This window comes from Mesorhizobium sp. CNPSo 4684 (assembly GCF_057784315.1).
The window spans coordinates 101,657-124,406 of record NZ_JBWLUX010000019.1; the positions used below are offsets into that span (position 1 = coordinate 101,657).

The 22,750-nt window shown below is 59.5% G+C and carries 16 protein-coding genes and 2 pseudogenes; 13 read left to right on the top strand and 5 right to left on the bottom strand.

Annotation, left to right across the window (positions count from 1 at the left end):
* Window positions 1-18: 18 nt before the first annotated feature.
* Window positions 19-1,014 (bottom strand): LysR substrate-binding domain-containing protein, encoded by a 996-nt coding sequence (locus AC04SG_RS19295; protein WP_488552334.1) that lies wholly within the window; start codon window positions 1,012-1,014, stop codon window positions 19-21.
* 108 nt (window positions 1,015-1,122) lie between these two features.
* Between AC04SG_RS19295 and AC04SG_RS19300 the strand changes: the two genes are divergently transcribed.
* The 7 genes from AC04SG_RS19300 (at window position 1,123) to AC04SG_RS19330 (ending at window position 8,271) form a co-directional block, all read left to right on the top strand.
* Window positions 1,123-2,655, top strand: coding sequence for an ATP-binding cassette domain-containing protein (locus AC04SG_RS19300; RefSeq protein ID WP_488552335.1), 1,533 nt, complete (start codon window positions 1,123-1,125; stop codon window positions 2,653-2,655).
* Complete coding sequence (locus AC04SG_RS19305; protein ID WP_488552336.1) at window positions 2,652-3,656, top strand: ABC transporter permease; 1,005 nt, start codon at window positions 2,652-2,654, stop codon at window positions 3,654-3,656. The genes AC04SG_RS19300 and AC04SG_RS19305 overlap by 4 nt, the downstream gene beginning before the upstream one ends.
* A gap of 22 nt (window positions 3,657-3,678) precedes the next feature.
* The gene (locus AC04SG_RS19310; protein WP_488552337.1) at window positions 3,679-4,641 is read left to right on the top strand and encodes a substrate-binding domain-containing protein; all 963 of its coding nucleotides are present in this window, start codon (window positions 3,679-3,681) and stop codon (window positions 4,639-4,641) included.
* A 65-nt stretch (window positions 4,642-4,706) separates the two neighbouring features.
* Window positions 4,707-5,600, top strand: a complete 894-nt coding sequence (locus tag AC04SG_RS19315) for an amidohydrolase family protein (protein ID WP_488552338.1) — start codon at window positions 4,707-4,709, stop codon at window positions 5,598-5,600.
* A 40-nt stretch (window positions 5,601-5,640) separates the two neighbouring features.
* Window positions 5,641-6,393 (top strand): SDR family NAD(P)-dependent oxidoreductase, encoded by a 753-nt coding sequence (locus AC04SG_RS19320; protein WP_488552339.1) that lies wholly within the window; start codon window positions 5,641-5,643, stop codon window positions 6,391-6,393.
* A 19-nt stretch (window positions 6,394-6,412) separates the two neighbouring features.
* Window positions 6,413-7,252, top strand: coding sequence for a transketolase (locus AC04SG_RS19325; protein ID WP_488552355.1), 840 nt, complete (start codon window positions 6,413-6,415; stop codon window positions 7,250-7,252).
* Window positions 7,249-8,271, top strand: a complete 1,023-nt coding sequence (locus AC04SG_RS19330) for a transketolase family protein (RefSeq protein WP_488552340.1) — start codon at window positions 7,249-7,251, stop codon at window positions 8,269-8,271. The genes AC04SG_RS19325 and AC04SG_RS19330 overlap by 4 nt, the downstream gene beginning before the upstream one ends.
* A gap of 14 nt (window positions 8,272-8,285) precedes the next feature.
* Here AC04SG_RS19330 and AC04SG_RS19335 read toward each other — a convergent pair.
* Window positions 8,286-8,673: pseudogene (locus AC04SG_RS19335) on the bottom strand (phage integrase central domain-containing protein); the annotation flags it as partial.
* Window positions 8,674-9,748: 1,075 nt separating this feature from the next.
* Between AC04SG_RS19335 and AC04SG_RS19340 the strand changes: the two are divergent.
* From AC04SG_RS19340 to AC04SG_RS19350, 3 genes are all read left to right on the top strand, one after another.
* A complete protein-coding gene (locus tag AC04SG_RS19340) occupies window positions 9,749-10,639 on the top strand; it encodes a SctD/MshK family protein (protein WP_488552356.1) in 891 nt (296 codons plus the stop codon).
* A 560-nt stretch (window positions 10,640-11,199) separates the two neighbouring features.
* Window positions 11,200-13,314, top strand: a complete 2,115-nt coding sequence (gene sctV / locus AC04SG_RS19345) for a type III secretion system export apparatus subunit SctV (protein ID WP_488552341.1) — start codon at window positions 11,200-11,202, stop codon at window positions 13,312-13,314.
* Window positions 13,311-13,856: a tetratricopeptide repeat protein gene (locus AC04SG_RS19350; protein ID WP_488552342.1), complete on the top strand. Its 546-nt coding sequence runs from the start codon at window positions 13,311-13,313 to the stop codon at window positions 13,854-13,856. The genes sctV and AC04SG_RS19350 overlap by 4 nt, the downstream gene beginning before the upstream one ends.
* 460 nt (window positions 13,857-14,316) lie before the next feature.
* On the opposite strand, the gene AC04SG_RS19355 is transcribed toward AC04SG_RS19350, so the two are convergent.
* The 3 genes from AC04SG_RS19355 to AC04SG_RS19365 all read right to left on the bottom strand — a co-directional run bounded on the left by AC04SG_RS19355 (window position 14,317) and on the right by AC04SG_RS19365 (window position 19,931).
* Window positions 14,317-16,440 (bottom strand): hypothetical protein, encoded by a 2,124-nt coding sequence (locus tag AC04SG_RS19355; RefSeq protein ID WP_488552343.1) that lies wholly within the window; start codon window positions 16,438-16,440, stop codon window positions 14,317-14,319.
* A gap of 973 nt (window positions 16,441-17,413) precedes the next feature.
* Window positions 17,414-19,156 (bottom strand): alpha,alpha-trehalose-phosphate synthase (UDP-forming), encoded by a 1,743-nt coding sequence (locus AC04SG_RS19360; protein WP_488552344.1) that lies wholly within the window; start codon window positions 19,154-19,156, stop codon window positions 17,414-17,416.
* Between the two features lie 523 nt (window positions 19,157-19,679).
* Window positions 19,680-19,931 carry a hypothetical protein gene (locus AC04SG_RS19365; RefSeq protein ID WP_488552345.1) on the bottom strand — a complete coding sequence of 84 codons (252 nt, stop codon included), beginning with the start codon at window positions 19,929-19,931 and terminating at the stop codon, window positions 19,680-19,682.
* Window positions 19,932-20,078: 147 nt separating this feature from the next.
* On the opposite strand from AC04SG_RS19365, the gene AC04SG_RS19370 reads away from it, so the two are divergent.
* The 3 genes and pseudogenes from AC04SG_RS19370 to AC04SG_RS19380 form a co-directional block, all read left to right on the top strand.
* Entirely contained in the window at window positions 20,079-20,537 is a 459-nt protein-coding gene (locus tag AC04SG_RS19370) for a mobile mystery protein A (RefSeq protein WP_488552346.1), read from the top strand.
* Window positions 20,534-21,202, top strand: coding sequence for a mobile mystery protein B (locus AC04SG_RS19375; RefSeq protein ID WP_488552347.1), 669 nt, complete (start codon window positions 20,534-20,536; stop codon window positions 21,200-21,202). The genes AC04SG_RS19370 and AC04SG_RS19375 overlap by 4 nt, the downstream gene beginning before the upstream one ends.
* A gap of 262 nt (window positions 21,203-21,464) precedes the next feature.
* A pseudogene (locus AC04SG_RS19380) lies at window positions 21,465-22,750 on the top strand (hypothetical protein); the annotation flags it as partial.

Here is a 22,750-nt window from a genome sequence, read left to right on the forward strand (position 1 = left end):
TCTAGCAACATTTCCAGGTCACGCCATCGGCGCCGTTCTGTCATCCTGCGTGCCGAAATGAGGCCGGCGTTCGAACGATATGCGAAGTTCCTTATCCGCCAGAAATTGGCGAGCCAGATCGGTATCGCGCTTGCCGACCCGTGATACCCATTCCGAAAACAGGCGAACTGCGCGCCGGTTCATGTGCCGTGATGGGCAGACCAACCAGTATCCCGGAAACTCGATGACCTCGAACTCGGTCGAGACAGGCACCAAGGCGCCCGACACAAGGTCCTCGAACGCTATGGATGTGCTTTCCAGGACCACGCCTGCTCCGTCCTTCGCCAGTTGAACCGACATCGACGAACGGTCGAAACGATAGGGATACGTCATGCGGGCGCCCTGGATACCATTGCGCGGCAGCCAATAATCCCACCGGAAGTAGGCCTTCACACTGTCGATCAACCGCGCATGGCGAAGCTGCTCGCGAGGATCCGGTGAGATCGCGCGCAGTTCGGCAAGATAGGAAGGCGAGCACATCGGCAGGATGAGGTCGTTGACAACACAATCCGAGTAGAGACCGGCCCAGCCGCCATCGCCATAACGAAGATCGAGATCGATGACCTCCGTTTCGAAATCCGAGAAATTGGGCGTCGCGTCGACCCGCAAATTCCAGCTCGGATAGTCCTTGCTGAATTCGGCCAATCGAGGTGCCAGCCACTTCTCGCCGAAAGAAGGACTGACGCGGATGCTGAGCTGAAAGCTTTCGCGCTGCCGCACGATGGCGTTTCGCACCTCGCGTATGGATTCGAAGGCCTGTGTGGTGGTCTGGAAAAGCCGTTCGCCGTCGATGGTCAGCGAGAGATGGCGCTTTTCGCGTTGAAAAAGCCGCACCCCGAGCTGGTGTTCGAGAAGCCGCAGCTGCTGGCTGACCGCCGAAGGTGTCACCCGCAATTCCTGCGCAGCCTTTGCCACGCCGCCGAGGCGCGCAACCGCCTCGAAATGGGTCATCGAATTGAACTTGAAATCCGACATCGTTCAGGTCAGTCAGTTAAGCTCAGCTACACAGAATGTTAAGAAACGAGAATTGAGCCGAATGTCAATCGGTCCCATGATCCTGTGGTCTCGGGAGGAGATACAGGGATGGAACCGGGTTTAGCCCAAAGCTTGGGTGGTGACGGCAATGTGCCAGGATTTGGACAGGCACCGACCAGAAAGCTTCTGATCGAAGCTTCCAATGTCGAGAAGAGCTACGGCGCAACACGGGTCCTGCGCGGGGTGAGTTTTCAGGTCCGGGCCGGCGAAATCCACGCGCTCCTGGGCGGCAACGGTGCCGGCAAAAGCACTCTCATCCGCATCATCACGGGGCTGACCTCACGCGATGCCGGCGACATTGGCTTCGCCTCGTCCAAGGCCGACCGCACCAGCCCGATCATTGCGGTGGTGCATCAGGAGCTGGCACTGCTGCCCGAGCTGTCGGTCGCGGAAAACATCGGCATCGTGCATGCAAGGTCGGGCTGGTCGCAAATCAGCCGTCGCCGCATGCGCGAAACCGCGCTCGGTGCGCTCCGCCTGATCGACCCAGCGATCGGCGAAGAGATCATCGATCTGCCGGCACGCAAATTGTCCCTTCACGAAGGCCAGATCGTCGAGATCGCTCGTGCCCTTTCCACCGGAGCCGAAGTGCTGCTTCTCGACGAGCCCACAGCCAACCTCACCGCCGGCGAGACGGCCAAACTCTTTTCGGTGCTGAAGCGGTTGGTGCACGAGGAAGGCATCGGCATCGTCTTTGTTTCTCACCGTATGCGGGAAATCCGCGCGCTTTGCGATGTCTGCACGATCTTGCGCGATGGCGTCACGATCGCGAATGCCACGCCGCTTGCATTGCTCAGCGACGCCGAAATCGTCCAGCAGATGGGACAACCCGCGCAGCGTCCGGCAATGCACCGCAACCCGCAAAAGCACCTCCGACAGGGTGCAGCAGTCGAACTCCTCGGCCCCGATGACGTCAGGATCGCGATTTCGTCTGGCACCATCCTGGGACTAGCCGGCGCACCCGCGGGTCCGACCGGTCTCATAACTCCCCTTGTGGGCGCCGGGCCTGGAGCTGGCTGGCGCCTTTCCGGCGAGGGTTTTGCGGACCGCTCCTCGTCTCCAGCGGCAGCGGCGCGCGCCGGCATTGGCTTCGTCTCGGGGGACCGCGCAACCAAGGGCATCCTTTCGCAGCTTCCCATCGTCGATAATGTGCTTGCAGCACGCAGGGTTCGCGAGAGGCGGCGGATCGTTTCCGCGTCCGAGCGGCAGGAATGTCGTGATCTCGTTTCGGCGCTGAAGTTGAAAGCCGGCTCGATCTGGGACCTGCCGGCTTCGCTGTCCGGCGGCAACCAGCAGAAGCTTCTCGTCGCACGCTGGCTTGGACTGCCGCTCAAGATGGTGGTGATGGAAGAGCCGACGCGAGGCGTCGACATCGGCACCAAACATGACATCTACGCCCTGATCCGGGAGATGGCCGACGCCGGCGCGATCATCATCTGGTGGTCGACCGAGAATGTCGAACTGCTTGAGCTTTGCGACGCCATTTTTGCCTTCGACACTGATGGGCGACCAAGGGGATTCCTGCCTGAAGAGCACTACACCGAAGACGGGCTCGCCGAACTGACGGGGATGGCGGCATGACCGACGCGACCAACGGCACCACGACCACAGACAAACTCCGGACCGCAAACTCGCGCGTCCCAGCAGTTCTTGTGTCCTACCGCACGGAAGCCGCGATTGCCGCCGCAATCGTCGTCCTGCTGCTGGCCGTCGGCATGTTCGTGCCCGCTGCACTCAGCATGGGCAATTTGCAAAACATCATCCAGGCGGCCGCGCCTCTCATCATCATGTCACTCGGTGTTTTGCTGGTCGTGGTCACCGGCGGCATCGATCTTTCGGTCGGTTCAGTCTTTTCCCTCACCGGAATGGTGACCGCGCTGGCGATGGCCAGTGGCGCTGACGGACTGACCGCCAGCGCTGGCGGCTTGGCCGTCGGCCTTGTCTTCGGCTCGATCAATGGTCTTCTGGTCACCGTGGTCGGGCTCGCGCCTTTCGTCGTCACGCTCATCACCTACGCGGTGGCGGGCAGTCTGGCCTTCATCGTCACCAACGGACGTTCGATGCCTATCGGCGCGCCGGACTTCTGGCTCCTGAATTCGGGCGAGATCGTTCCCGGCATACCCAACCATCTTCTGTTCTGCATCATATTGATGGTCGCGCTGGAATACGTACTGCGCAAGGTCGTGCTCGGACGCTGGTTCTATGCCGTCGGCTCGTCGGCAATTGCTGCCCGGCTGCTCGGCATTCCGGTTCTGCGCATCAAGTTTGCGGCCTATGTCGCTTCGGGCCTGCTTGCCTCTTTTGCCGGGCTGTTGACGGTAAGCTACATCCTCAACGCCGAAGCCACGGCCGGCGCCAGCCTGATGCTGCAGGCAATCGCCGCCGTCGTCATTGGCGGGGCCAGCCTCTTTGGCGGAACCGGGAGCGCGATCGGCGCCGTGCTTGGCGCGCTGATGATCACCTGCATCCAGAACGGCGTGAACCTGATTGGCGTGAACAGCTTCTGGCAAGGCTCGGTCACCGGCGCCGCAATCCTGCTCGCGGTACTGATCGACCGCTTCAGCAACAAGAACCGCATCTAGATCATCAACGGGAGGAACCAAGATGAAGTTGAAGACCATACTACTTGCAGCGTTGGCGGCGGCCGCCGTGTCCAGCGCGTCATACGCTGAAGACAAGAAGACCGTCGCCTACATCGCCCCGTCGCTGGACATCTCCTACTGGCAATGGGTCGGGTACGGCGTAAAGGAGAAGGCCAAGGAGCTCGGCATGGACTATGTCGAGTACACCTCGGAAAACTCACCCGCCAAGCAGATGGACAATGCGCGGACTGCCGTGACCAAAGGCGTCGCGGCCATCGTGATCGGCCCCGTCAGCTCGACCTCGACACCGCCGCTGCTCGACTATCTGGCAAAGCAGAAAGTGCCGATCGCGTTCGCCGGCATCGGGCCGCAACCGGGCCTCACAAACTATACGTCCTCGGTCACCGCGAACAACTATGAGACGGGCAAGGCGCAGGGGAAATTCACCTGCGAGCTCGCTAAGGAGCGTGGTGGCAACAAGGTTGGCATGCTGTCGCTGCCGCAGGACCGGGAGAATGCACAGAAATACCTCAAGGGCGCCAAGGAGGCGTTTGCCGCCGACGGCTGCGAGCTCGCCCAGATGCTGGAAACGCGCGGTCTGACGATCAACGAGGCCGTCACCCAGGCGAACGACCTCTTAACCGCCCATCCTGACATCAAGGCCATCTACGGCATGTATGACGAAGCCGGTACCGGCGCCGCAAAGGTGGTCGAGACCCGCGGCCTCACCGGCAAGATCGGCATCACCGTGGCCGACGGCTCGCCGACCACGATTGCGCTGCTCAAGAAGGGAGCGATCCAGGGTATCTTCTTCCAGGAGGCGGTGGGCCAAGGCATCGATGGAACCCAACAGGTCTACAACGCACTGACGGGCGCGCCGGTGACCCAGGACCTGGCCTTGGTCATGCCTCTTGTTACGGCCGACAAGGTTGACAGTCCCGAGGCCAAGAAGGTCATCGCCCGCGTCTTTCCCCCGAGCAACTGACCGCCACTCAATGGACCCGCCGGGAGAGGCCGGCGGGTCCAGATCCCGAGCGAGGAATCCTGACCGTGGCCGAGCTGCCGTTCATCGATCCGCACCATCATCTCTGGGACCTGGAAGTTAACTACTATCCGTGGCTGACCGACGGGGTTAAGCCGTCGGCCTTCGGCGACTACGAAGCGATCCGCAAGAGCTATCGTCTCGACGACTATCTTGAGGACGCCAGGAACCAGAACCTCGTGAAATCGGTGCACCTGGACGTTGGGTTCGATCCCAGCGATCCGGTCGGGGAGACGCGCTGGCTGCAGGAGATCGCCAACAAGCGAGGCTTTCCGCATGGCATCGTCGGCTATGCCGACCTGTCCAAACCCGATGTCGGCGACCTCCTCGACCGGCACATGGAGTATCCGAACTTCAGGGGTATCCGGCAGTCGATGAATTATCATGCAGACCCCGCCAAGACCTATCAGGCGCGGCCAGAGGTCAGCCGGACGCCTGAATGGCGGCGCGGCTTCCGGGAACTGGCAACGCGCCGGCTAAGCTTCGACCTGCAGCTCTATTATCCGCAGATGGAAGAGTTTCTCCAGCTCGCGCGCGACTTTCCCGACGTCCAGATCATTCTCAATCACACCGGCATGCAGGTCGATGGCCCTGAGCGTTTCGAGGCCTGGAAAAAAGGCATGCACCGATTGGCGCAAGCGCCGAACGTCGCCTGCAAAATCTCCGGTCTCGGCATGGGCGACTGGTCCTGGACCACGGCGTCGATCCGCCCCTATGTCGAGGAGGCGATCGCGGCCTTTGGTGTCGGCCGCTCAATGTTCGCGACGAACTTCCCCGTCGACAAGCTGTTCTCGAGCTTCGACGCCATCGTGAACGCCTTCAAGGAGATCACGCAAGGCTACACACACGAGGAGCGGCTTGCATTGTTCCATGACAACGCCGCTCGCTACTACCGGCTCTAGACCATCCGCCGAGACAATTGAAACAGCAGGAGACTTTGACATGTTGCTGAAGGGCAAGGCCGTGGTGATTTCGGGTGCCGCGAGCCCCCGGGGAATTGGCCGCTCCACGGCAACGCTGATGGCGGAGCAAGGCGCGCGCATTGCTATTCTTGACCTCGATAAGGAACAAGCCCGAGACGCCGCCGCGTCGCTTGGACCCGAGCATATCGGCCTCGCCTGCAATGTCGCCGACCTCGATGCCTGCAAGAGAGCGGCGGCAGAAGTGACCGAAGCGTTCGGAAGGGTCGAGGTGTTGTGCAACATTGCCGGGATCACGCAGTCCGTAAAGACACTGGACATCGGCCCGGCGGACTGGGACCGCATCCTCGATGTCAATCTGCGCGGCGTGCTCTATCTCAGCCAGGCCTTCATCCCGCATATGCGTGAAAATGGCGGCGGCTCGATCATCTGCATGTCGTCGGTTTCAGCGCAACGCGGCGGCGGCATCTTCGGTGGCCCGCATTACTCAGCAGCCAAGGCGGGCGTTCTCGGGCTTGCCAAAGCCATGGCGCGCGAATTCGGTCCCGAAGGCATACGCGTCAACTGTGTCACACCGGGCCTGATCCAAACCGACATCACCGGCGATAGGCTGACCGACACCATGCGCTCCGACATCATCAAGGGCATCCCGCTCAGCCGGCTAGGCGACGCGCGCGACGTCGCTGGCGCATATCTCTTCCTGGCGTCGGATCTGGCCAGCTACATCACCGGCGCCGTGATCGACGTCAATGGTGGGATGCTGATCCATGGCTGAGGGGACAACGGAACTCGAGATGCCTCGCGCCGGCAGCAACGTCAGCCTTGCCGAACGAGCCTTTCGTATCCGGCGACATGCCGTACGAATGGGTCAAGTCCAGGGCCAAGGCTACGTCGGACAGGCGCTGGGTGTCGCCGACGTGCTTGCCGTCGCCTATTTCCATGCGCTTCGTTACCGCCCGGAGGACACGTTGTGGGAGGGACGCGACCGCTTCCTGCTGTCGATCGGACACTATGCGATAGCACTCTACGCAGCGCTGATCGAAGCGGGCGTGCTGCCGGAGGAAGAACTCGAGACCTATGGCAGCGACGATAGCCGCATGCCGATGTCCGGCATGGCGACATATACGCCCGGCATGGAGATCACCGGCGGCTCGCTCGGTCACGGCCTTGGCATTGCCGTTGGCATGTGCATGGGGCTGAGGCGTAAGCGGAGCGACAGTTTCGTCTACAATCTCTTGTCCGACGGCGAACTCGGTGAGGGCTCGACCTGGGAAGCCGCGATGTCGGCGGCCCACCACAAGCTCGACAATCTCATCGCCATCGTCGACTTCAACAACCAGCAGGCCGATGGCCCGTCCACTGCCATGCTGTCCTCCGAGCCGGTGACCGACAAGTTCGAGGCCTTCGGCTGGCACGCGCAGCGCGTTGACGGTAACGACATCGAGGCTCTCCGCGTTGCGTTCGACAACGCCCGGGGTCTCAAGGATCCGCGTCCGCGTATCATCGTCTGCGACACCCGCATGGCGAAGGGTGTGCCGTTCCTGGAGGCTCGCGACATCACGCATTTCATCCGCGTCGAGCCCTATGAGTGGGCTCTGGCGCTCGAGGCTCTGGAAAAGGGACGTCCGCAGTGAGGCTGTCAAAATTCGCGCCGCGCCACGCCGTCAACGCGGGTGAACGCAAGACCACCTCGGCGATGATCGCCTCGATCGCGCCCGATGGCGCTCCGACGCGCAACGCACCGTTCGGACACACACTTGCAAGGCTGGCCCATCAGCGGCCCGGGATCGTCGGGCTGACGGCGGATCTTGCCAAATACACCGACCTTCATGTCTTCGCGCAGGAGCATCCGGACCGCTTCTATCAAATGGGCATGGCGGAGCAGGCGCTGATGAGCGCTGCCGCCGGCCTGGCGCGGGAGGGATTCACGCCCTTCGCCACGACCTATGCCGTATTTGCCTCCCGACGTGCCTACGATTTCATCTGCATGGCGATTGCCGAGGAGAAGCTCGACGTCAAGATCGTCTGCGCCCTGCCGGGGCTTACCACCGGCTACGGCCCCAGCCACCAGGCGACGGAAGACATCGCGATCTTCCGCGGCATGCCTAACCTGACGATCATCGATCCTTGCGACGCGCTCGACATCGAACAGGCCACCGAGGCGATCGCGGACTACAAGGGCCCGGTCTACATGCGGCTGCTGCGCGGCAAGGTTCCCGTAGTGCTCGACGAGTACGACTACACGTTCGAGATCGGCAAGGCGCGGCTGTTGCGCGATGGGGCTGACGTGCTGTTCATTTCCAGCGGCCTAATGACCATGCGTGTGCTGGAGGCGGCAAAGGCTCTCGAAGCTGACCGTATCGGCTGCGCGGTGCTGCACGTGCCGACGATCAAGCCGCTCGACACAGAGGCAATACTTGCCGCTGCGCGCCAGCCCGGCAGGTTGGTGGTCGTGGCCGAGAACCACACGATCATAGGCGGGCTGGGTGAAGGCGTTGCCACCCTCCTTTTGCGAGACGGTGTGACTCCCACGTTTCGCCAGATCGCGCTGCCCGACAAATTCCTCGATGCCGGCGCGTTGCCGACACTTCATGATCGCTACGGGATCTCGACGTCCGAGATTGTGCGCCGCATTCGCGGATGGGTGAAATAGAACCGAGGGAACCGGGCTGCTTTTTCGTGAATTTCCGTGATGAAGCCGTAAATCTGCTTCACGATATCTCGTACGTGAATTGCTGTCACCGGAGCACCACGTTTAACGATGCTGGCGCATAGGGCCCTTAGGTCGTCCGGCGTAATTTCCGGCAGGAGCCGATTGCGCCAGACCGGAAGAAGCTCTCGCTCAAAGATGGCGCGCCGCGTGGCCCGCGTGCTGTCGGCCATTGGCGCGGCCGTGAGCCAATTCTCGCCGAATTCGCCAAAAGCGCTAGCGAGATTCCGTCACGTCCATATCTGCCCAGATGCACCGTCTCCCGGTGCCCATTGAGCCTGTAGTCCAGCCGAGACGGCATCGCGCTGTGACATACATACCGTCACGGTCCACGACTTTGTAGATTTTCTCTTTTGGTTTTCAAAGGGCGGCGTCCGTCAGCATACCCATTGCTCCCAGAAAAGTACCGTCAGTACAACAGCACAGCTGACATTAAGTGGAAACCGGGGAAGTAGTAGACGGCACCGCAAAGCAGTTGACCCATACCTCGCGGCCAAATCGTGCTGGAAGAAATCTGCCACAATAGCAGAGGTCAGATCGCCGCAACCGTGATTTGCGGCAGCGCCGTTTTTACGGAAGCTCGTCAGCTTGTCGAAAGGTGGCGGCTATAGGTTGAGGACATGGATAGCAACGCGGCCCTCGCCGTCCGCCAACGAAATTGATGATTAAAGCCGGAGTACCTGATGGTCGCAGCAATTGGAAGTGGATCTGGCAGCATGGGTTTTTCCTTGGCCCGTACGGGGGGGCATGGACATTCGAGTGGACAAACGCCCCACGCGCCCGGCGGACCTTCTGATCATAGCAGGCCGGATCAAAGCAGGCCGCCTGCGTACAACAGGCCTGTTAACGGTCGCGATCGGGCGGATATCCCGAACAATTCTAGCGGCGGCTTGCAATCTGTGGCTGAACAAGAAGCCTTCGAGCAGGTTCTCTGTGCCGTTGCGCAAACCATCATGATGGATGTCATGGCTGATTCCGAGGACGCTATGGCAGAAACGGAAGAAGAGGATGCCTGACGTTGGATGGTCCTCGTCAGGATGTGGTGTGCCGTCAATGAAGGCACAATTCGAACTGAAAGGGAAACTATATGGCTAATCCTATTCAAGCCTTTACCAACACCTTTGGTACAGCCGCTGCGACGCTTGGAACGACTGCTGCCAGAGGCGCTGGAGCTGTTGCCTTCCAGGCCCAGATTGCGGATCTAGCGGCGGTTAGCGCAGAGGCTACGGCTAGGAGTATGGAGCTGCGCACTGTTTCGATGCAGCTCCAGACAGTCAAGAAGGCGGCCGACGAACGCGTTAACTAATGTCTGAAGCGCGGCTCAGGTAGCCTCGATCGCGTCCAGGTGGCGCGATGTGGAATCGAAATGAGCCGCACGGCAATTGCCGTGCGGCTTCTCTCCTTTTTGGGAAGATCATCATTGAATGACGCCGTTTCCCTTCATTTCGAAGTTCTGTCAGGTCTCTATTGCGGACTGACCGGCGAGCTGGCTCCAGAAGCCAGCTTAATCGGCAGCGGCCTCGATGCCGATATAATCTTCGTCGAGCAAGGACTCGCGCCGCATCATCTTCGTATCAATGTTGTTGAAGATTCGATCGAGCTCGATGCCCTGGCAGACGGAGTTAGCGTGGAGGGCAACGGGAATGTGGCCGCAGGCCAGCGTGTTGTGGTTGCTCTTCCTGTCGTTGTTCAAATAGGCGCCATGTCCATTCTCTGGTCGGCAAAGGGTGCAGCGCCAGCTGTGTCGAACGCTCCACCACGGCTATCGATCCCAGTGCTAGCCTTCGTGCTACTCGGTTCCGTCGGGATTGGCGCGCTCTCAGCCATTTTCTCCTACTACGACAGCGCCGGTGGATCGGGCACCAATTTGTCTAGTGCCAAACTTGAATCCAAGCTGACCAACGACCGTGCTGATAATCAGAACACCGAGGCCGCGGCCAAAGATTTGCAAAACGAAGTTGCCAGAGCGGGCCTGCTCAACATCAAGATCGGCTCCGAAAACGGTGTTGTGACTGCTGAAGGTACCGTCACGTCTGCATCGGCCACCAGTTGGCAGAAGGTTCAGCAGTGGTTTGATCATCGCACGAAGGGCGCACTGACTCTGGTCAATGGAGTTGTCATCAACGAGGACAAAGGGCCGTCCGCAATCGCGGTTGAAGCGGTTTGGCGTGGGTCTTCGCCGTATGTTGTCATTGGTGGCGAGAAGTATTTCGTCGGCGCCCTTTTGGACAATGGATGGACGGTCGATCGGATCGAGGACGGCCGCGTGCTGCTGAGCCGAAATGGCCGCCTTGCTTCTCTCCCGTATTAAAGGCTCCCGGCGGCAGGCCACGTTCACGAGAACTCCCATGGTCAAGCAGCCCCACCTATCCTGTTGCGCTCGATTTCATAAGTTGCGTGAAGGTGGCGTCCTGCGGAACGAGTTGCGGCGGATGGTCATGTTGCGGCAGAGCCGCAACCAGCCTTCTCAAAGGCTTGCCCATGGCGAACCTGCGTCAACCGCGACGCTGCATTGCAACCAACGAGCGTCTCCCAAAGCCGGTGATGTCGTGCCGAGCCACAAGCAAGAGCGCAAATTCCCCACCCCGTCCGACAAGGAGTTTGAATACGAGCAGAGCGCACGAGACTTGCCCCTGCTGTGTCTCGTTGACCACGCTAGTTTTCGGGATATCTGCCTACGGCGGCTCCGCGCTTATCCGCTTAACTGGCAAGCTTTCGGTCAAGCACTGGCGGCCCTGAACAGACCGGATCCACCCTGCCGCCATCCATTTTCGCGCCTGTCTCCCGGCCTCAAACTTAGCCATGCGCTGGTGGGTCTTCGAAATCTGCGTAGCAGCAGAGCAACTCTCAAACCATCACAAAGGGGCCTCCATGGCCAACATCCTGCGTAACTTCATCGAGCGCGCGCCGGCCAACCCGGACTTAATGGTCGCGTTGATGCTGCTTCTGGCCATAGCTATGATGGTCATGCCAGTACCGATCGCTGTAATTGACGCGCTGATCGGATTCAATATGGGTTTAGCCATCCTGCTGCTGATGGTCGCCCTGCATATCAGCACGCCGCTTGATTTTTCCTCCTTGCCCGGCGTCATTTTGATTTCCACGGTGTTCCGTCTGGCGCTCACCATCGCAACAACCCGACTGATCCTGGCCGAGGGGGAGGCAGGCAGCATCATCCACACGTTCGGCGATTTCGTGATCGCGGGTAATATCGTCGTAGGTATTGTCATATTTCTGGTCGTGACCATGGTGCAATTCATGGTCCTTGCGAAGGGCGCCGAACGCGTAGCAGAAGTGGCGGCGCGCTTCACGCTTGATGCGCTGCCGGGCAAGCAAATGGCGGTCGACGCGGAGTTGCGGAACGGCCACATCGATGGCAACGAATCTCGCAAGCGTCGCGCCGCATTGGAGAAGGAGAGCCGACTTTACGGCGCGATGGATGGTGCGATGAAGTTCGTGAAGGGCGACGCCATCGCCGGGTTGGTCGTTATCTTCATCAACATGCTGGGTGGGATTTCGATCGGCGTGCTTTCGAAGGGAATGCCCTTCGCCGAGGTGTTGCGTCACTATACTCTGCTGACCATCGGTGATGCGCTCATCTCGCAGATTCCGGCCCTGCTGCTCTCAATTACCGCGGCCACCATCGTCACTCGCGTAACCGGAGCTGAGAGCCTCAACCTTGGGACCGACATCGTCGATCAACTCACGGCCAGTAGGCGAGCATTGCGGTTGGCGGCCTCTGTCTTGATTGCAATGGGGTTCGTTCCTGGCTTCCCCCTGCCGGTCTTTCTCGCCTTGGCCGCAATCTTCGCCGCGGCAAGCATGGTCAAGGGTGATGTGCTGGGCGCCAGCAGCGCCGATGGTACAACGGCAGCGTCAGGGGAGTCCGCAAACCAAACCCCGCCTGCCCAAGCCGGTCCGATCGCCTTATTCCTTTCGCCGAACCTTATGCATGCGATCGACCAAGCCGAATTGCAACAGCACATTGCAGGTGTGTCGCAACTGGTTTCAGTCGATCTCGGCATCGTTGTTCCCAGCATTCCTGCCTCGATCGATCAACAGCTGCCCGAGTCCCAATTCAGAACAGATATCGAGGGCGTCCCAGTCGAACAAGGTTTGATTGATCCCACACAGCTGAAGCTCAAAGATGATGTGGCGAAAATAGAATCGAGCAACATCCCGTTTCGGCATGATTCAGAAACGGACACAATCTGGATCGAAAAAAGCCATTTGGCGGGTCTCAAAGCTGCCGGTATCGCGCATTACTCGCCTAGCGAACTCCTCGCGTTGCGTGTCCAGGCTATGTTGACTCGCTACGCACCTCGCTTGGTCGGCATCCAAGAGACGAGCCAGTTGCTGGGCCGGATGGAGCAAGAATATGCCGATCTGGTGAAGGAGGTGCTGCGCACGACACCGATCCCACGGATTGCAGATGTGCTGCGCCGCCTGCTGAATGAAGGTATCCCGATCCGCAATACTCGCCTCATTTTGGAGGCATTGGCCGAATGGAGCGAACGTGAGCAAAACGTCGCCCTTCTCACGGAGTACGTCCGTTCTGCCATGAAGCGGCAGATCTGCCATCGCTATGCCAACGGACACGGTGTCCTGCCCGCCTTAATCATAGATCGTGAGACCGAGGATGTGGTACGCAACGCGGCTCGGGATTCGGCCGCTGGTCCCTCCCTCTTGCTTGAGGATCAGCAAAGCGAAGCTCTGCTATCACAGATGCGTCAGATCATTTCCGGCGCAACGCCGGATCAAGCCCGTCCTGTCGTATTGACTTCGATGGATGTTCGACGCTTCGTCCGCGGCTTTCTCACCCGAAATGGGATCGATCTTGCTGTACTGTCCTATCAGGACCTCGCCTCAGACTTCACGATTCAGCCCGCCGGATCGGTCAGGATCCGCCTGGAACCAAAAGTGGGACGCCAGGAGAACCGCGCAATATCCGCTTTGCCATCTAAGATAGGTGATAACCAACTATGAGTTCACATGAGCATGTCGCTTCACCGTTACTTTCGTTTCATCTGAAACCTGTTCTCTTCGCAGCATTCGCCGTCCTGCCTCTTGCCGGTTGCGCTAGTTGGAATAAGCCAGCTCTTTCAGTAAAGGAGACGTCGCCCTCGGACTTGCTCGGCGCCAATCACATCGATCCGGCTATGCGCGAACGCATTTTGCGCGAAGTCGGTCAGGATTCTCAAGAGCGAGCTTTGCGAGATGAGCTGAGGCAACATCCAGGCAATGTTGATATGGCAATCCGTCTTACGAAGGTTTTGGTGGCGCAGAAACGCCTTGATGACGCCGTTGGGGTCCTCGACAGCGTCCTGGTTGCAGTTCCAGGCGACTTGCGCGCGTTGAATGCGAAGGGAGCTGTCTTGGACATTCAAGGCAGGCATGACGCGGCACAAGCGTTATATCGGCAGGCCCTCCAAACAGAGCCAGAAAATCAGATGTTGCTCCACAATCTTAACCTGTCGGTTGCGCTTAGCGGCAAGCCCGAACGGAATGCGTTGGTTCCGTCGCAATAGCTGCCACTGGACTTGCATGGCTTGTCAGAAGTGGCCGCAGATCGGGCGCTATGTACGAGCACGCGTCAGGACCGTTTGGGGCGCTGATGTTGAAGGGACTGCGTAAGCTCTTCCAAGTCACCAGATGTAGCGTCTCCGGCAGAGCACCAGTTGTAGGCGCTGTCGCATTATCTGAGATTACCTGACCCGTACCTCGCACGATCCGGCTCGCCGCCGCGACCGGTTCGCTGCCTGGCCGCATCGGAAAGTCGCCAATGGCATGTTCCGCCGGCACGGCGAGCAGGGGGGCGGGATGAGCTCGGCCCGAGGTCGAAGAGGCGGTCTCGCGTCCCAAACACGCTTTGCCCTCCCGCTGCAGCCGGTCGAGGCCTCGCTTAGGCTCATTGGGTTATGGCGGCTGGACTTCGGCAACTCGGTTGTCGCGAAACGTAGTTTGCTGGCGTCGGGCATCGCTCTCCAACTACACCCCATGACCGACAGCCTGCGTTGACTGATGCTTCGCCTCAGTAAGGGAATGGCGTGCATGACTGCTAGATCCGGCGACCAACAAGGACTTGCAGAACGCGGGGGTGAGCTTACCACGGTGGATCACGATGTTCTCGTGACCGATCTTGGCGCGGGCGTCCTGCCACTGCCGATTATGGCCGCGCTGCTCATTCGACTTGACGTGGCAAGCGGCGAAATCGGCTTCTTCCAGTGTTGCCAACTCCCCTGCATGTACCGGCCGCTTCGTATGGAGGTGCACCCACATGGGACCCGGCATGACGCCGTTGCGCAGCGCCTTCGGCTGCAGCCTGATCTCAAACAGCGCCCCCGGCTCGCCCTTCAACGCGCGTGGCAGATCCGCGGGCGTCAACTCCCTGGCCTCCAGCAAGTGTTCAAGGTGCTTCTGGGAGGGAAAGGCGTAGGTCTTCATACACTCGATCTTGGCGATGGCCCTTGTCTCGCTCAAAGCCTTAGCCAGTCCCCTCGCCTCGGACAATATCACCTTGAGCCGGACGGTTTTGTCGTGCACTTCGACCACTTGCGCAGGCGAGAGCAGGACGCGTCGCCGAGGATCCTCCAACGCGACCAGACAGGCCTGCATCTCAGTGGTCTGTGCCTGGAGGCGCGCGATTACAGTTTCGACGGCGTGGTCGGCGTCTTCGGGTTTCAGCTGGCGCGCCTGAGAGACGGTCCTTTGCTGACCAGCCGTATCGAACTGCAAAAGTTCGTCCAGCCGCGTGAGTAGCGGCCTAAGGGTCTCCGTCGAGGCTGGGGCCGGGGTCTGCCAGATCGCCAAGTGTGCCGCCGCCGATGACGCGCTCGCATGCGCCTCTCTCGCGCTCACAAGTTTCTTCGTACCTCGATCCGAACGCATGAGAACCTTGGTTGCTGGCGCGGAGTCGCTGACGGTCGCAACGACTTGCGGTTCCGGCCGCGGCGCGGCCGAACTCCCACCACCGGCAGCCAGCTTGCCCTTGCTTTTCCTCTGCCGGCTGCGCGCCGCGGTGACTTCGGCCACTGCAGCCTCGCTGGCAGTTTCGGCCAGTATTGTAGCGCCCGCGGCAGCTGTCCGTGCAGTGATGGGCGGCGACTGCGTCTGCAGCGTCAGAGTTCCTTGGGGCACGGCAGCCGTGCCAGCCTGGTCGGCCGATATCGCAGCGCTGGCGATGGCCGGCGATAAATTGCGTGCTGGCTCTGGCTGCAGATCCAGGAGCCGCATGACCTCGTCGGCGGTGATCCATGCGCCGTCTACGATTTGCCCAAGCAGTTCCAACGGGAGGCGGCCACCTGTTCCATGGTCGCTTAGCTTGGCGAGCATGGAGTACGACGTCGACGCAAATTCCGAAAGCCGCTCCATGACTCCTTCCAAAACGGCGCGGTGTTGTGCGTCGAGGGGACGCCCTTGATTGGTCATCACAGCATCTTTCGTCGAGACGAATGCCGGAAAAACATCGGCGATGAAGCCGTCCAACAGAGTCACCTGCTCGTAGAGGATGTCCCTGACGGGTGGTTCGAACGTGCTCGTCTGCGGCTCAATCTTGAGCTGCGCGAGAGCGGTCCGGGATTGCAGCTGCATGACCTTCGTAGCCATTAGCCAGCCGGTGCGCAGGCGCAGCGCGGCTTCTTCGCCCCGCCGCATTTCGACCGTTGAACTTGGTAAGTTGGAAGCCGCGGCGCACAGGGACCGCGCCCATTCGCCGCGCTGTACCTTCTTGTCCCACCACTCCATGCACGCGACATAATGTTTAGCCACACTGGAAACCGATCGGATCACCTGGTCGGGGGAGGCATTGGATCGGTACATCTCGCGGAGGATGCGGTCGGCAGCCTGCCTGCCCCGTTCTGACTTCTCGATAATTGTTTTGGCTACACGATCACAATGGTCCACTCGATCGATCGCGTGGTCGCGGATTTGACGCACCTGATCGTCGGGCAGAATGCGATGCGCTACCGGGCCGGGTAGGCTTGTGTAGTGGTCCAGAACATTTGCACTCGCATTGATGACCCGATCGAATTGGTCTTGCAGCTCGTCCATCGATCGTATGTTTTGCAGGCCGCTTTTTTGGCGAACGTCTAGTTCCTCAAGCAGGCCGAGCATCCGTTGCTTTGCGTCGGCTTTCTCTTCCTCTGTCCAGGGAGTGGGTATTGCCTCACTTGAAGTTGACGGCGGGCCCGCGATCGGCGTCGTGCTGTCAGCCTCCGACAAAGAAGGAACGCCGCGCCGCCGCGTAGCGGCTGCACGCGGCGCGGCAGCCGGGATCCGATGTGCGCCAACGGATGGGCCGGAAGATCGACCACCAAGGTCGTCATCAGCACCGTGCGCAATGCCAGCCGAGAGCAAACCTCTACCTTCAGGCTCAGAGCGCATCCGATCCACGACGGAACTGAACGACCGGCTGCCCTCCGCCGCCGCCCGACTCGATGGGGAGCGCGAACTGCCCGGTTCGGCGGCATCATCGGCGATGCGTGATCTGTCAAGTCGGCCAATGCCCGTCATATTTCATCTCCGATGAAGGCTTAGAATGCGCTGTCTATGCTGTTGGAGCGGATGTCGCTTAGCCGTAGCGCATCGTAGCGCGGGGATATAAGCGTACCCAGATGGGCATAGGGCATGGGGTCCTCGAGCAGCTGCATGTTTTCTCGTCAATCGGCACGGGCAGCCCCACGCGCAGCGGCGTCGTTACAATTGACCGCGGCAGTACAACACGCACGCGATTGATTCACGCCGCACTCGCTGTTTTCAGGTTTTGCAAAAATTCAGTCGAGGTCCGCTCGAGCTTCCATTCACCGGCACCATTTTCACCAAAGTATAGCTACAGCTGAAACCTTCTAGATGGGTCCGTCGTAAGGGCTTTTGGCTTCCTGCATTGAATGCTCTGACGTTCGCACCGATTGCGTTTCGTGATTGTCGCCAAATGCCACCGACGAGTCAGCAATTCGACGACTCCCTGGTCGTTGAGCGTCACGGCGAGAGTGCGTTGCGGCGCTCGAAATCATCACGGCTTTGCTTGCTGCGGATCTTTGCGCGGGAAGCCTATGCGCTCATCCGTCCAACCCACGTTCATTATGATTCAATCGTTCAGGGACACATTCGGCATGACATCGCTTGTCGCTGGCGGGATCCAGTATCTATCCATTGAGCGCTTCAGCGATGCGTCCAACTCGGCGGCTGTCCGGAGCGAGGGCATTTGCGCCTCGTTGATCCAGCCGAAGCCGAGGTAATGGAAGTGGTCCGCCGGCGCCGTGATCCGGCTCTTGTCCAATTCTCCAACGAAGTCCGCCGCCCAATCGTGGATTGTATAAGCTTCAAGTTTATCCTTCATCGGCTGCCAGCGTTGGATGCGCTCTTCGCAGGGCATCTTGGCCGCTCTGGAAATCGCGGACGCGATCTCGTCGGGGCGGGTCGGATCCACCAGCAAAGCCTCATTGTTGTTGAAGTCCTCGGCCGCACCTGCAAACTGGGACAAGACCAAAACGCCCGGATCTTTCGGATCTTGCGCAGCGACATATTCCTTCGCTACCAAATTCATGCCGTCTCGTAAGGGTGTCACCACGCAGACGCGCGCGGCGCGGTAAAGACCCGCGAGTCGAGCCTGGCTGAAAGCGTCATTCTCATAGAGGATCGGGCTCCACTCGTCGGTGCCATGCTCGACATTGACCCGGCTGACCAAGCTGTCAACATTGCGCTTGTACGCTTGATACTCTTCAATTTCGGTGCGTGAAGGTATGGCGATTTGCAAGAGCGAAATGCTGCGCGGCTCGGCTGCGAACACCTGATCGAAAGCTTTGATCCGGTTGTCGATACCCTTGCTGTAATCGAGCCGATCGACGCCAATTGCAAGCTTCGCGCCCCCGAGTTTCTTTTGCACGGAGGAGATATATTCCTCCTGATTAGCAAGCGATTCCGCCGCATATTCTGCAAACTGCTTCGGATCGATACCGATCGGAAACTTTTGGCAGCGCGTCCGCCCGCGCTCCGAAATCACGATGCCATCCTTGCTTTCTAGGCCAAGATGAGAACGGAGGCATGCAAGGAAGTTATTCACGTCCCTGTTGGTCTGAAAGCCGAGCAAGCCATAGTCGAGCATCGATTTCATGAGTTCACGATGATTGGGTACTTGCTCGATGGTATCGGGTGCCGGCCACGGCGTATGTAGGAAAAAGCCGATCGGCCGGTCCACGCCGAGTCTGTGGAGGTCATCGGCGAGCGGAAGAAAGTGATAATCATGCACCCAGAATGCGTCTCGATCCCTCAAGTCGAACGCCGCGCGCGCCATAAAGGCATTGATCTCGCGATAGCTGTCGTAATGTTGCGGCGAGCTCGAAATTCGGTCGGGCAAGGAGTGAAACGCCGGCCACAATGTCGAATTCGCAAAACCTGCATAGAAGCCAGGATAGTGTGCGCTCGGCAGATCAAGCCTCGATATATGTCCCTCGCCATATGACTCGAGTTGCACACTCGCTGCAGCGTCCTCGCTCACCTTGCCTGAGGAGCCCAGCCAGACGGCACCTGAACGCGCCACGATGGGCTCGAGCGCTGCGGCAAGGCCGCCCGTCTTCGGTTGGCCTGGGTCGGCGGCTGCAACGCGGTTTGAAATGACGACAAGCTTTGATTGCTGCCCTGCCTCGCAGAGATCATCCTTCTGGTGGGCAGAACCAATCCGATGGGAAAGATCTGAAGGAGATTGTTGCATCCAAGACTGCGCTGCCTCGCGCAGGTGCTGGTCGAAGGCTGCGTGTTGCATGGGTTGCCGTGCCGTGCGTGACGTACCGGCGGGCCTTGAGTCTGCCACCAAAGCAGTGATTCTATCCATTTTACATTTCCGTCCAGATCTCCATTCGATGCGGTTTGGGATCGCAGCCGCTAAGCCGCAGGCTTCTCCATTGCTCACCTTAAGCGGCCGAGCTTTCGAGAAGCTGACGAGACTAAAAGCAGTTAGTCGCCGCGCTCAGTGGCACCTGATGGCGACTTGTGGCCGAGCACCCCAACTAGGTAGTGGGGCTCACGCCCTTGATCGCACGGAGCTGGCCTCCCCTTCTCACCGGATGCCTGTGCAGGGCGCTTCGGCTGAATTCATTCAGCCGAAGCGCGGCAAGCGATTGCGTGACAGCCGCTACCCAGCAATCAGGTACTGCGTGCTTTTGGAGGACCTGTCAGCCAGTTATAAACCGACGTCAGCGGCAGTCTATCTTTTGGACCATCGCACCTGGCTTTTGAGTTGGCTCGGTCCGGCACTGACCCAAGGGAGGGGCTTGGGGCGTCTGAGCCGATGCCGGACCGAACCGTATCAGGCGACGCGGGGTTATCTCGTCGCACATTGCAGCAACAGGTGCCACTTATGGCTTCATATTTCCTATCCGACTTTCTGTGAAATTTATTGTTTTGATCTGATGCATTGATGCCTTGGATGGACCCAGTGCCCCGCATTGAGCAGAATTGCGGGCTCGCAGATCAGCCGCGGGGACCTGCATCAGTATGTGAGCGCCGTCAGCGGCCAGCGCATCTGCTGTTTTGTTGACCATACGCTTGCCGACGATTGGCGACACGATGAAATAGTTCGGGTCGTCCACCGCCGATGCCGTGGACAACGGATCGACCGTTTCCAAACTTACAGATTAATGAAATTCGGCCTTGGAAAATGTCCAGAAGTGTCAATATAAATATTGACGAGTTGGCATTTTTTGTATATATAAACATTTACGCTATGTCGTTATATGTCAATATATAGGTTTACCATGAGCGTTAAGCAGGCAGTTCGCGAGCAGTACCAAGCCATTGTAGATACCCTTCAGGGCAGCAACATCGAGACACCAGCTGAAGGCTGGATTCGAACCGTGCGCAAGGCCCTTGGCATGTCCGGCGCGCAGCTTGCAAAAAGGTTGGGCGTCACGCGCGCCCGGGTGGCACAGGCAGAGAAAGCCGAACTCGACGGCGGCGTAACCCTGAAATCCATGCAGGCCGCAGCTGAAGCCATGGGTTGCCGGTTCGTCTACGCTTTCGTGCCGCCTGGCCCCATCGAGAATGTAATCATTGGCCATGCCCGAAAAAAGGCGCAGGCGATTACCAACACAGCGGGCAAGCACATGGCGCTTGAGGGTCAGGCCGTATCCGACAGCCGGACGCGGCAGGAAGTTTCTCGCCTCATGAGCGAGTTGATCTACGAAATGGCTCCCGACTTCTGGGAGGACAAGTGACGATTAAGCTCGAATATCCCGAGGGCGCTACGCCCCTCGATCCTAATGAACTCAGTGGGCTTAAATTCAAGCACATCACCACGCAGGGCGAGCTTGACGAGCTTGAGCAGGCCAACATCGCTTCCGGGCTGCGCTGGCTTGCCCGCACGCGTCGCAAGGATATCTTCTCGGACGATTTTGCAATCGAGCTTCACCGGCGGCTCTTTGGCGACGTGTGGGACTGGGCAGGAGCGTTTCGGAAGACCGGGAAAAACATCGGCGTTGATCCAACCCAGATTGGAGTGCAGCTACGCGGCTTGATGGATGACGCCCAATATTGGGCGGCCAACCGCACCTATGCGGCGACCGAGGCCGCCGTGCGCCTACATCATAAGCTGGTCTTCATTCACCCGTTTGCCAACGGCAACGGGCGTCACGCGCGTATCATGGCCGATGTCGTCCTCGACAAGGTATACGGCGCCGGCCCAATCGACCGGACAGCAGGCGCAGACCTTCAAAAAATCAACGAGAGGCGCATCACATATATCGCGGCTCTGAAGGCGGCGGATGCTCATGACATCGGGCCGCTGCTGGCGTTCATAGGTCCTCGAACCGATGTGTCGGAAAAAGCCGACAGAGCCACCCGATTCGCCGGCTCGGCGACGCGCCGGCAAATTGTTCGATGAATCGAAAAATCGACGGTCTATCGGCTCATGCCGGCGAAGCGCGCCGGCACCTGCCCATGTTCGAGGCTCTTTGTCGTGATCAGGTTGTCGACAGCTTCCCCATTTAACAAAACAGACAGGGTTGGTCGCACAGGAAGAACATCGGCTGCCGATGCTCACGGTGCATGCCTGCCGAGGTCTGTTAAAGGGTAGTTTGTTCCTGATTTCCGGCACGTCAAATCCAGCCCAGCCTCGAAGGCCTATTTTTTGAAGGGAGGGACGGATGGATTTCGCCTCGACGAAGTGGGAGCAGGTAAAGTCGGACAGCGCGGGCCGGCAAGCGGGTTCACCCGCGGTGCCGTCCGCAGATGCGACGACCTTTGAGCGGCAGCTGAGCGAGATCGCCAATTCACGTGGCGGCAGAGCAATGCCGGCGGCCTCGACGTTGCAGCCGGTCCAGTCAGCTGGGGTTTTGATAGGGCACAGCAAGGAGCCTCTTTATTCCGAGGACGCTCGCCTTATTTCGGGGCTTGAGAACGCGCTCCCCAAGGGCAAGGCCGCCAATGCCACCGCCAACGGCTATGTATACTCTCTTCGCAGCTTCAGCCGCTGGCTCTTCGCAAATAAAAAAGATCCGATTGCTGCTCGGCTCGACGACCAGTCGCTGACCGATGATGCGCGTGAGGCCATCGAAAAGGGTCATCACAGACGACTCCTTCCGGCAATAGACTATCTGCGGACCTTCCAGTCGACGGGCAAGGTGCCGATCACAAGCCGGACTGATCTAATTCCTCACCCCCAGGACGTGGCTCTCATCGAAGAGTACAAAAACGAACCAGCGACAGTGACCAGCAGGGGGTATGCAGCTGTTCTTCGCAATTTCAGTGACTACCTGCGTGAGAACAACAAGCCGGGCATTGCTGGTCGGCTTTCTGGCACGTCTTTGGACGGCGATGTCAAGAGCTATAGGAAGGACGCTGGCGGTAGTCGGAATATCGGTCCCGCACTGGCTGATCTGCGAAAATCGCAGGCAGGCGCTAAAGCGATGGGGCTCGAGCGCGGCGCCGCTGCGCAGCACAGCGCGTTCTGGGGGACGGGCAGGTTGCCAGAGGAGCTGCTGGCTCCTGTAGAAAGCTACGATCAGGATTTGCTTTGGGAGATGATGGACAAACCCGCCCCGTCGTCATCTCTTGAGCCAGCCGCACGCCATGACCAGTCATCGGATCCACGAGAGTCCATTCGTCACTTGAACTGGGGCTACGACCACCAGCAGTTCCCGGACAAGCCGATAAGTGCATTTGCCAGCAGCAACCTTTTGCCAAGCGGGGAAGTCGTCATCAACGATGAGCGTGTCGCCAATTCAGGTGGAGGTGGCGCAATGCCGGCGGCTTCGACACTGGAGCCGGCTCAGTCAGCTGGAGTTTTGATAGGGCGGAGCAAGGAGCCTCTTTATTCCGAGGATGCTCGCCTTATTTCGGGACTTGAGAAGGCCCTCCGCGACAGCAATGCCGCCAACACCGCCAAGGCCTATGTACATTCTCTTCGCAGTTTCGGGCGCTGGCTCTTTGC

Coding starts and splice junctions, on each gene's coding strand:
- AC04SG_RS19310 (WP_488552337.1), top strand. CDS start 3,679: ATGAAGTTGAAGACCATACTACTTGCAGCGTTGGCGGCGGCCGCCGTG.
- AC04SG_RS19325 (WP_488552355.1), top strand. CDS start 6,413: ATGCCTCGCGCCGGCAGCAACGTCAGCCTTGCCGAACGAGCCTTTCGT.
- AC04SG_RS19320 (WP_488552339.1), top strand. CDS start 5,641: ATGTTGCTGAAGGGCAAGGCCGTGGTGATTTCGGGTGCCGCGAGCCCC.
- AC04SG_RS19300 (WP_488552335.1), top strand. CDS start 1,123: ATGGAACCGGGTTTAGCCCAAAGCTTGGGTGGTGACGGCAATGTGCCA.
- AC04SG_RS19305 (WP_488552336.1), top strand. CDS start 2,652: ATGACCGACGCGACCAACGGCACCACGACCACAGACAAACTCCGGACC.
- AC04SG_RS19295 (WP_488552334.1), bottom strand. CDS start 1,014: ATGTCGGATTTCAAGTTCAATTCGATGACCCATTTCGAGGCGGTTGCG.
- AC04SG_RS19355 (WP_488552343.1), bottom strand. CDS start 16,440: ATGCTCGGCCTGCTTGAGGAACTAGACGTTCGCCAAAAAAGCGGCCTG.
- sctV (WP_488552341.1), top strand. CDS start 11,200: ATGGCCAACATCCTGCGTAACTTCATCGAGCGCGCGCCGGCCAACCCG.
- AC04SG_RS19360 (WP_488552344.1), bottom strand. CDS start 19,156: ATGGATAGAATCACTGCTTTGGTGGCAGACTCAAGGCCCGCCGGTACG.
- AC04SG_RS19370 (WP_488552346.1), top strand. CDS start 20,079: ATGAGCGTTAAGCAGGCAGTTCGCGAGCAGTACCAAGCCATTGTAGAT.
- AC04SG_RS19350 (WP_488552342.1), top strand. CDS start 13,311: ATGAGTTCACATGAGCATGTCGCTTCACCGTTACTTTCGTTTCATCTG.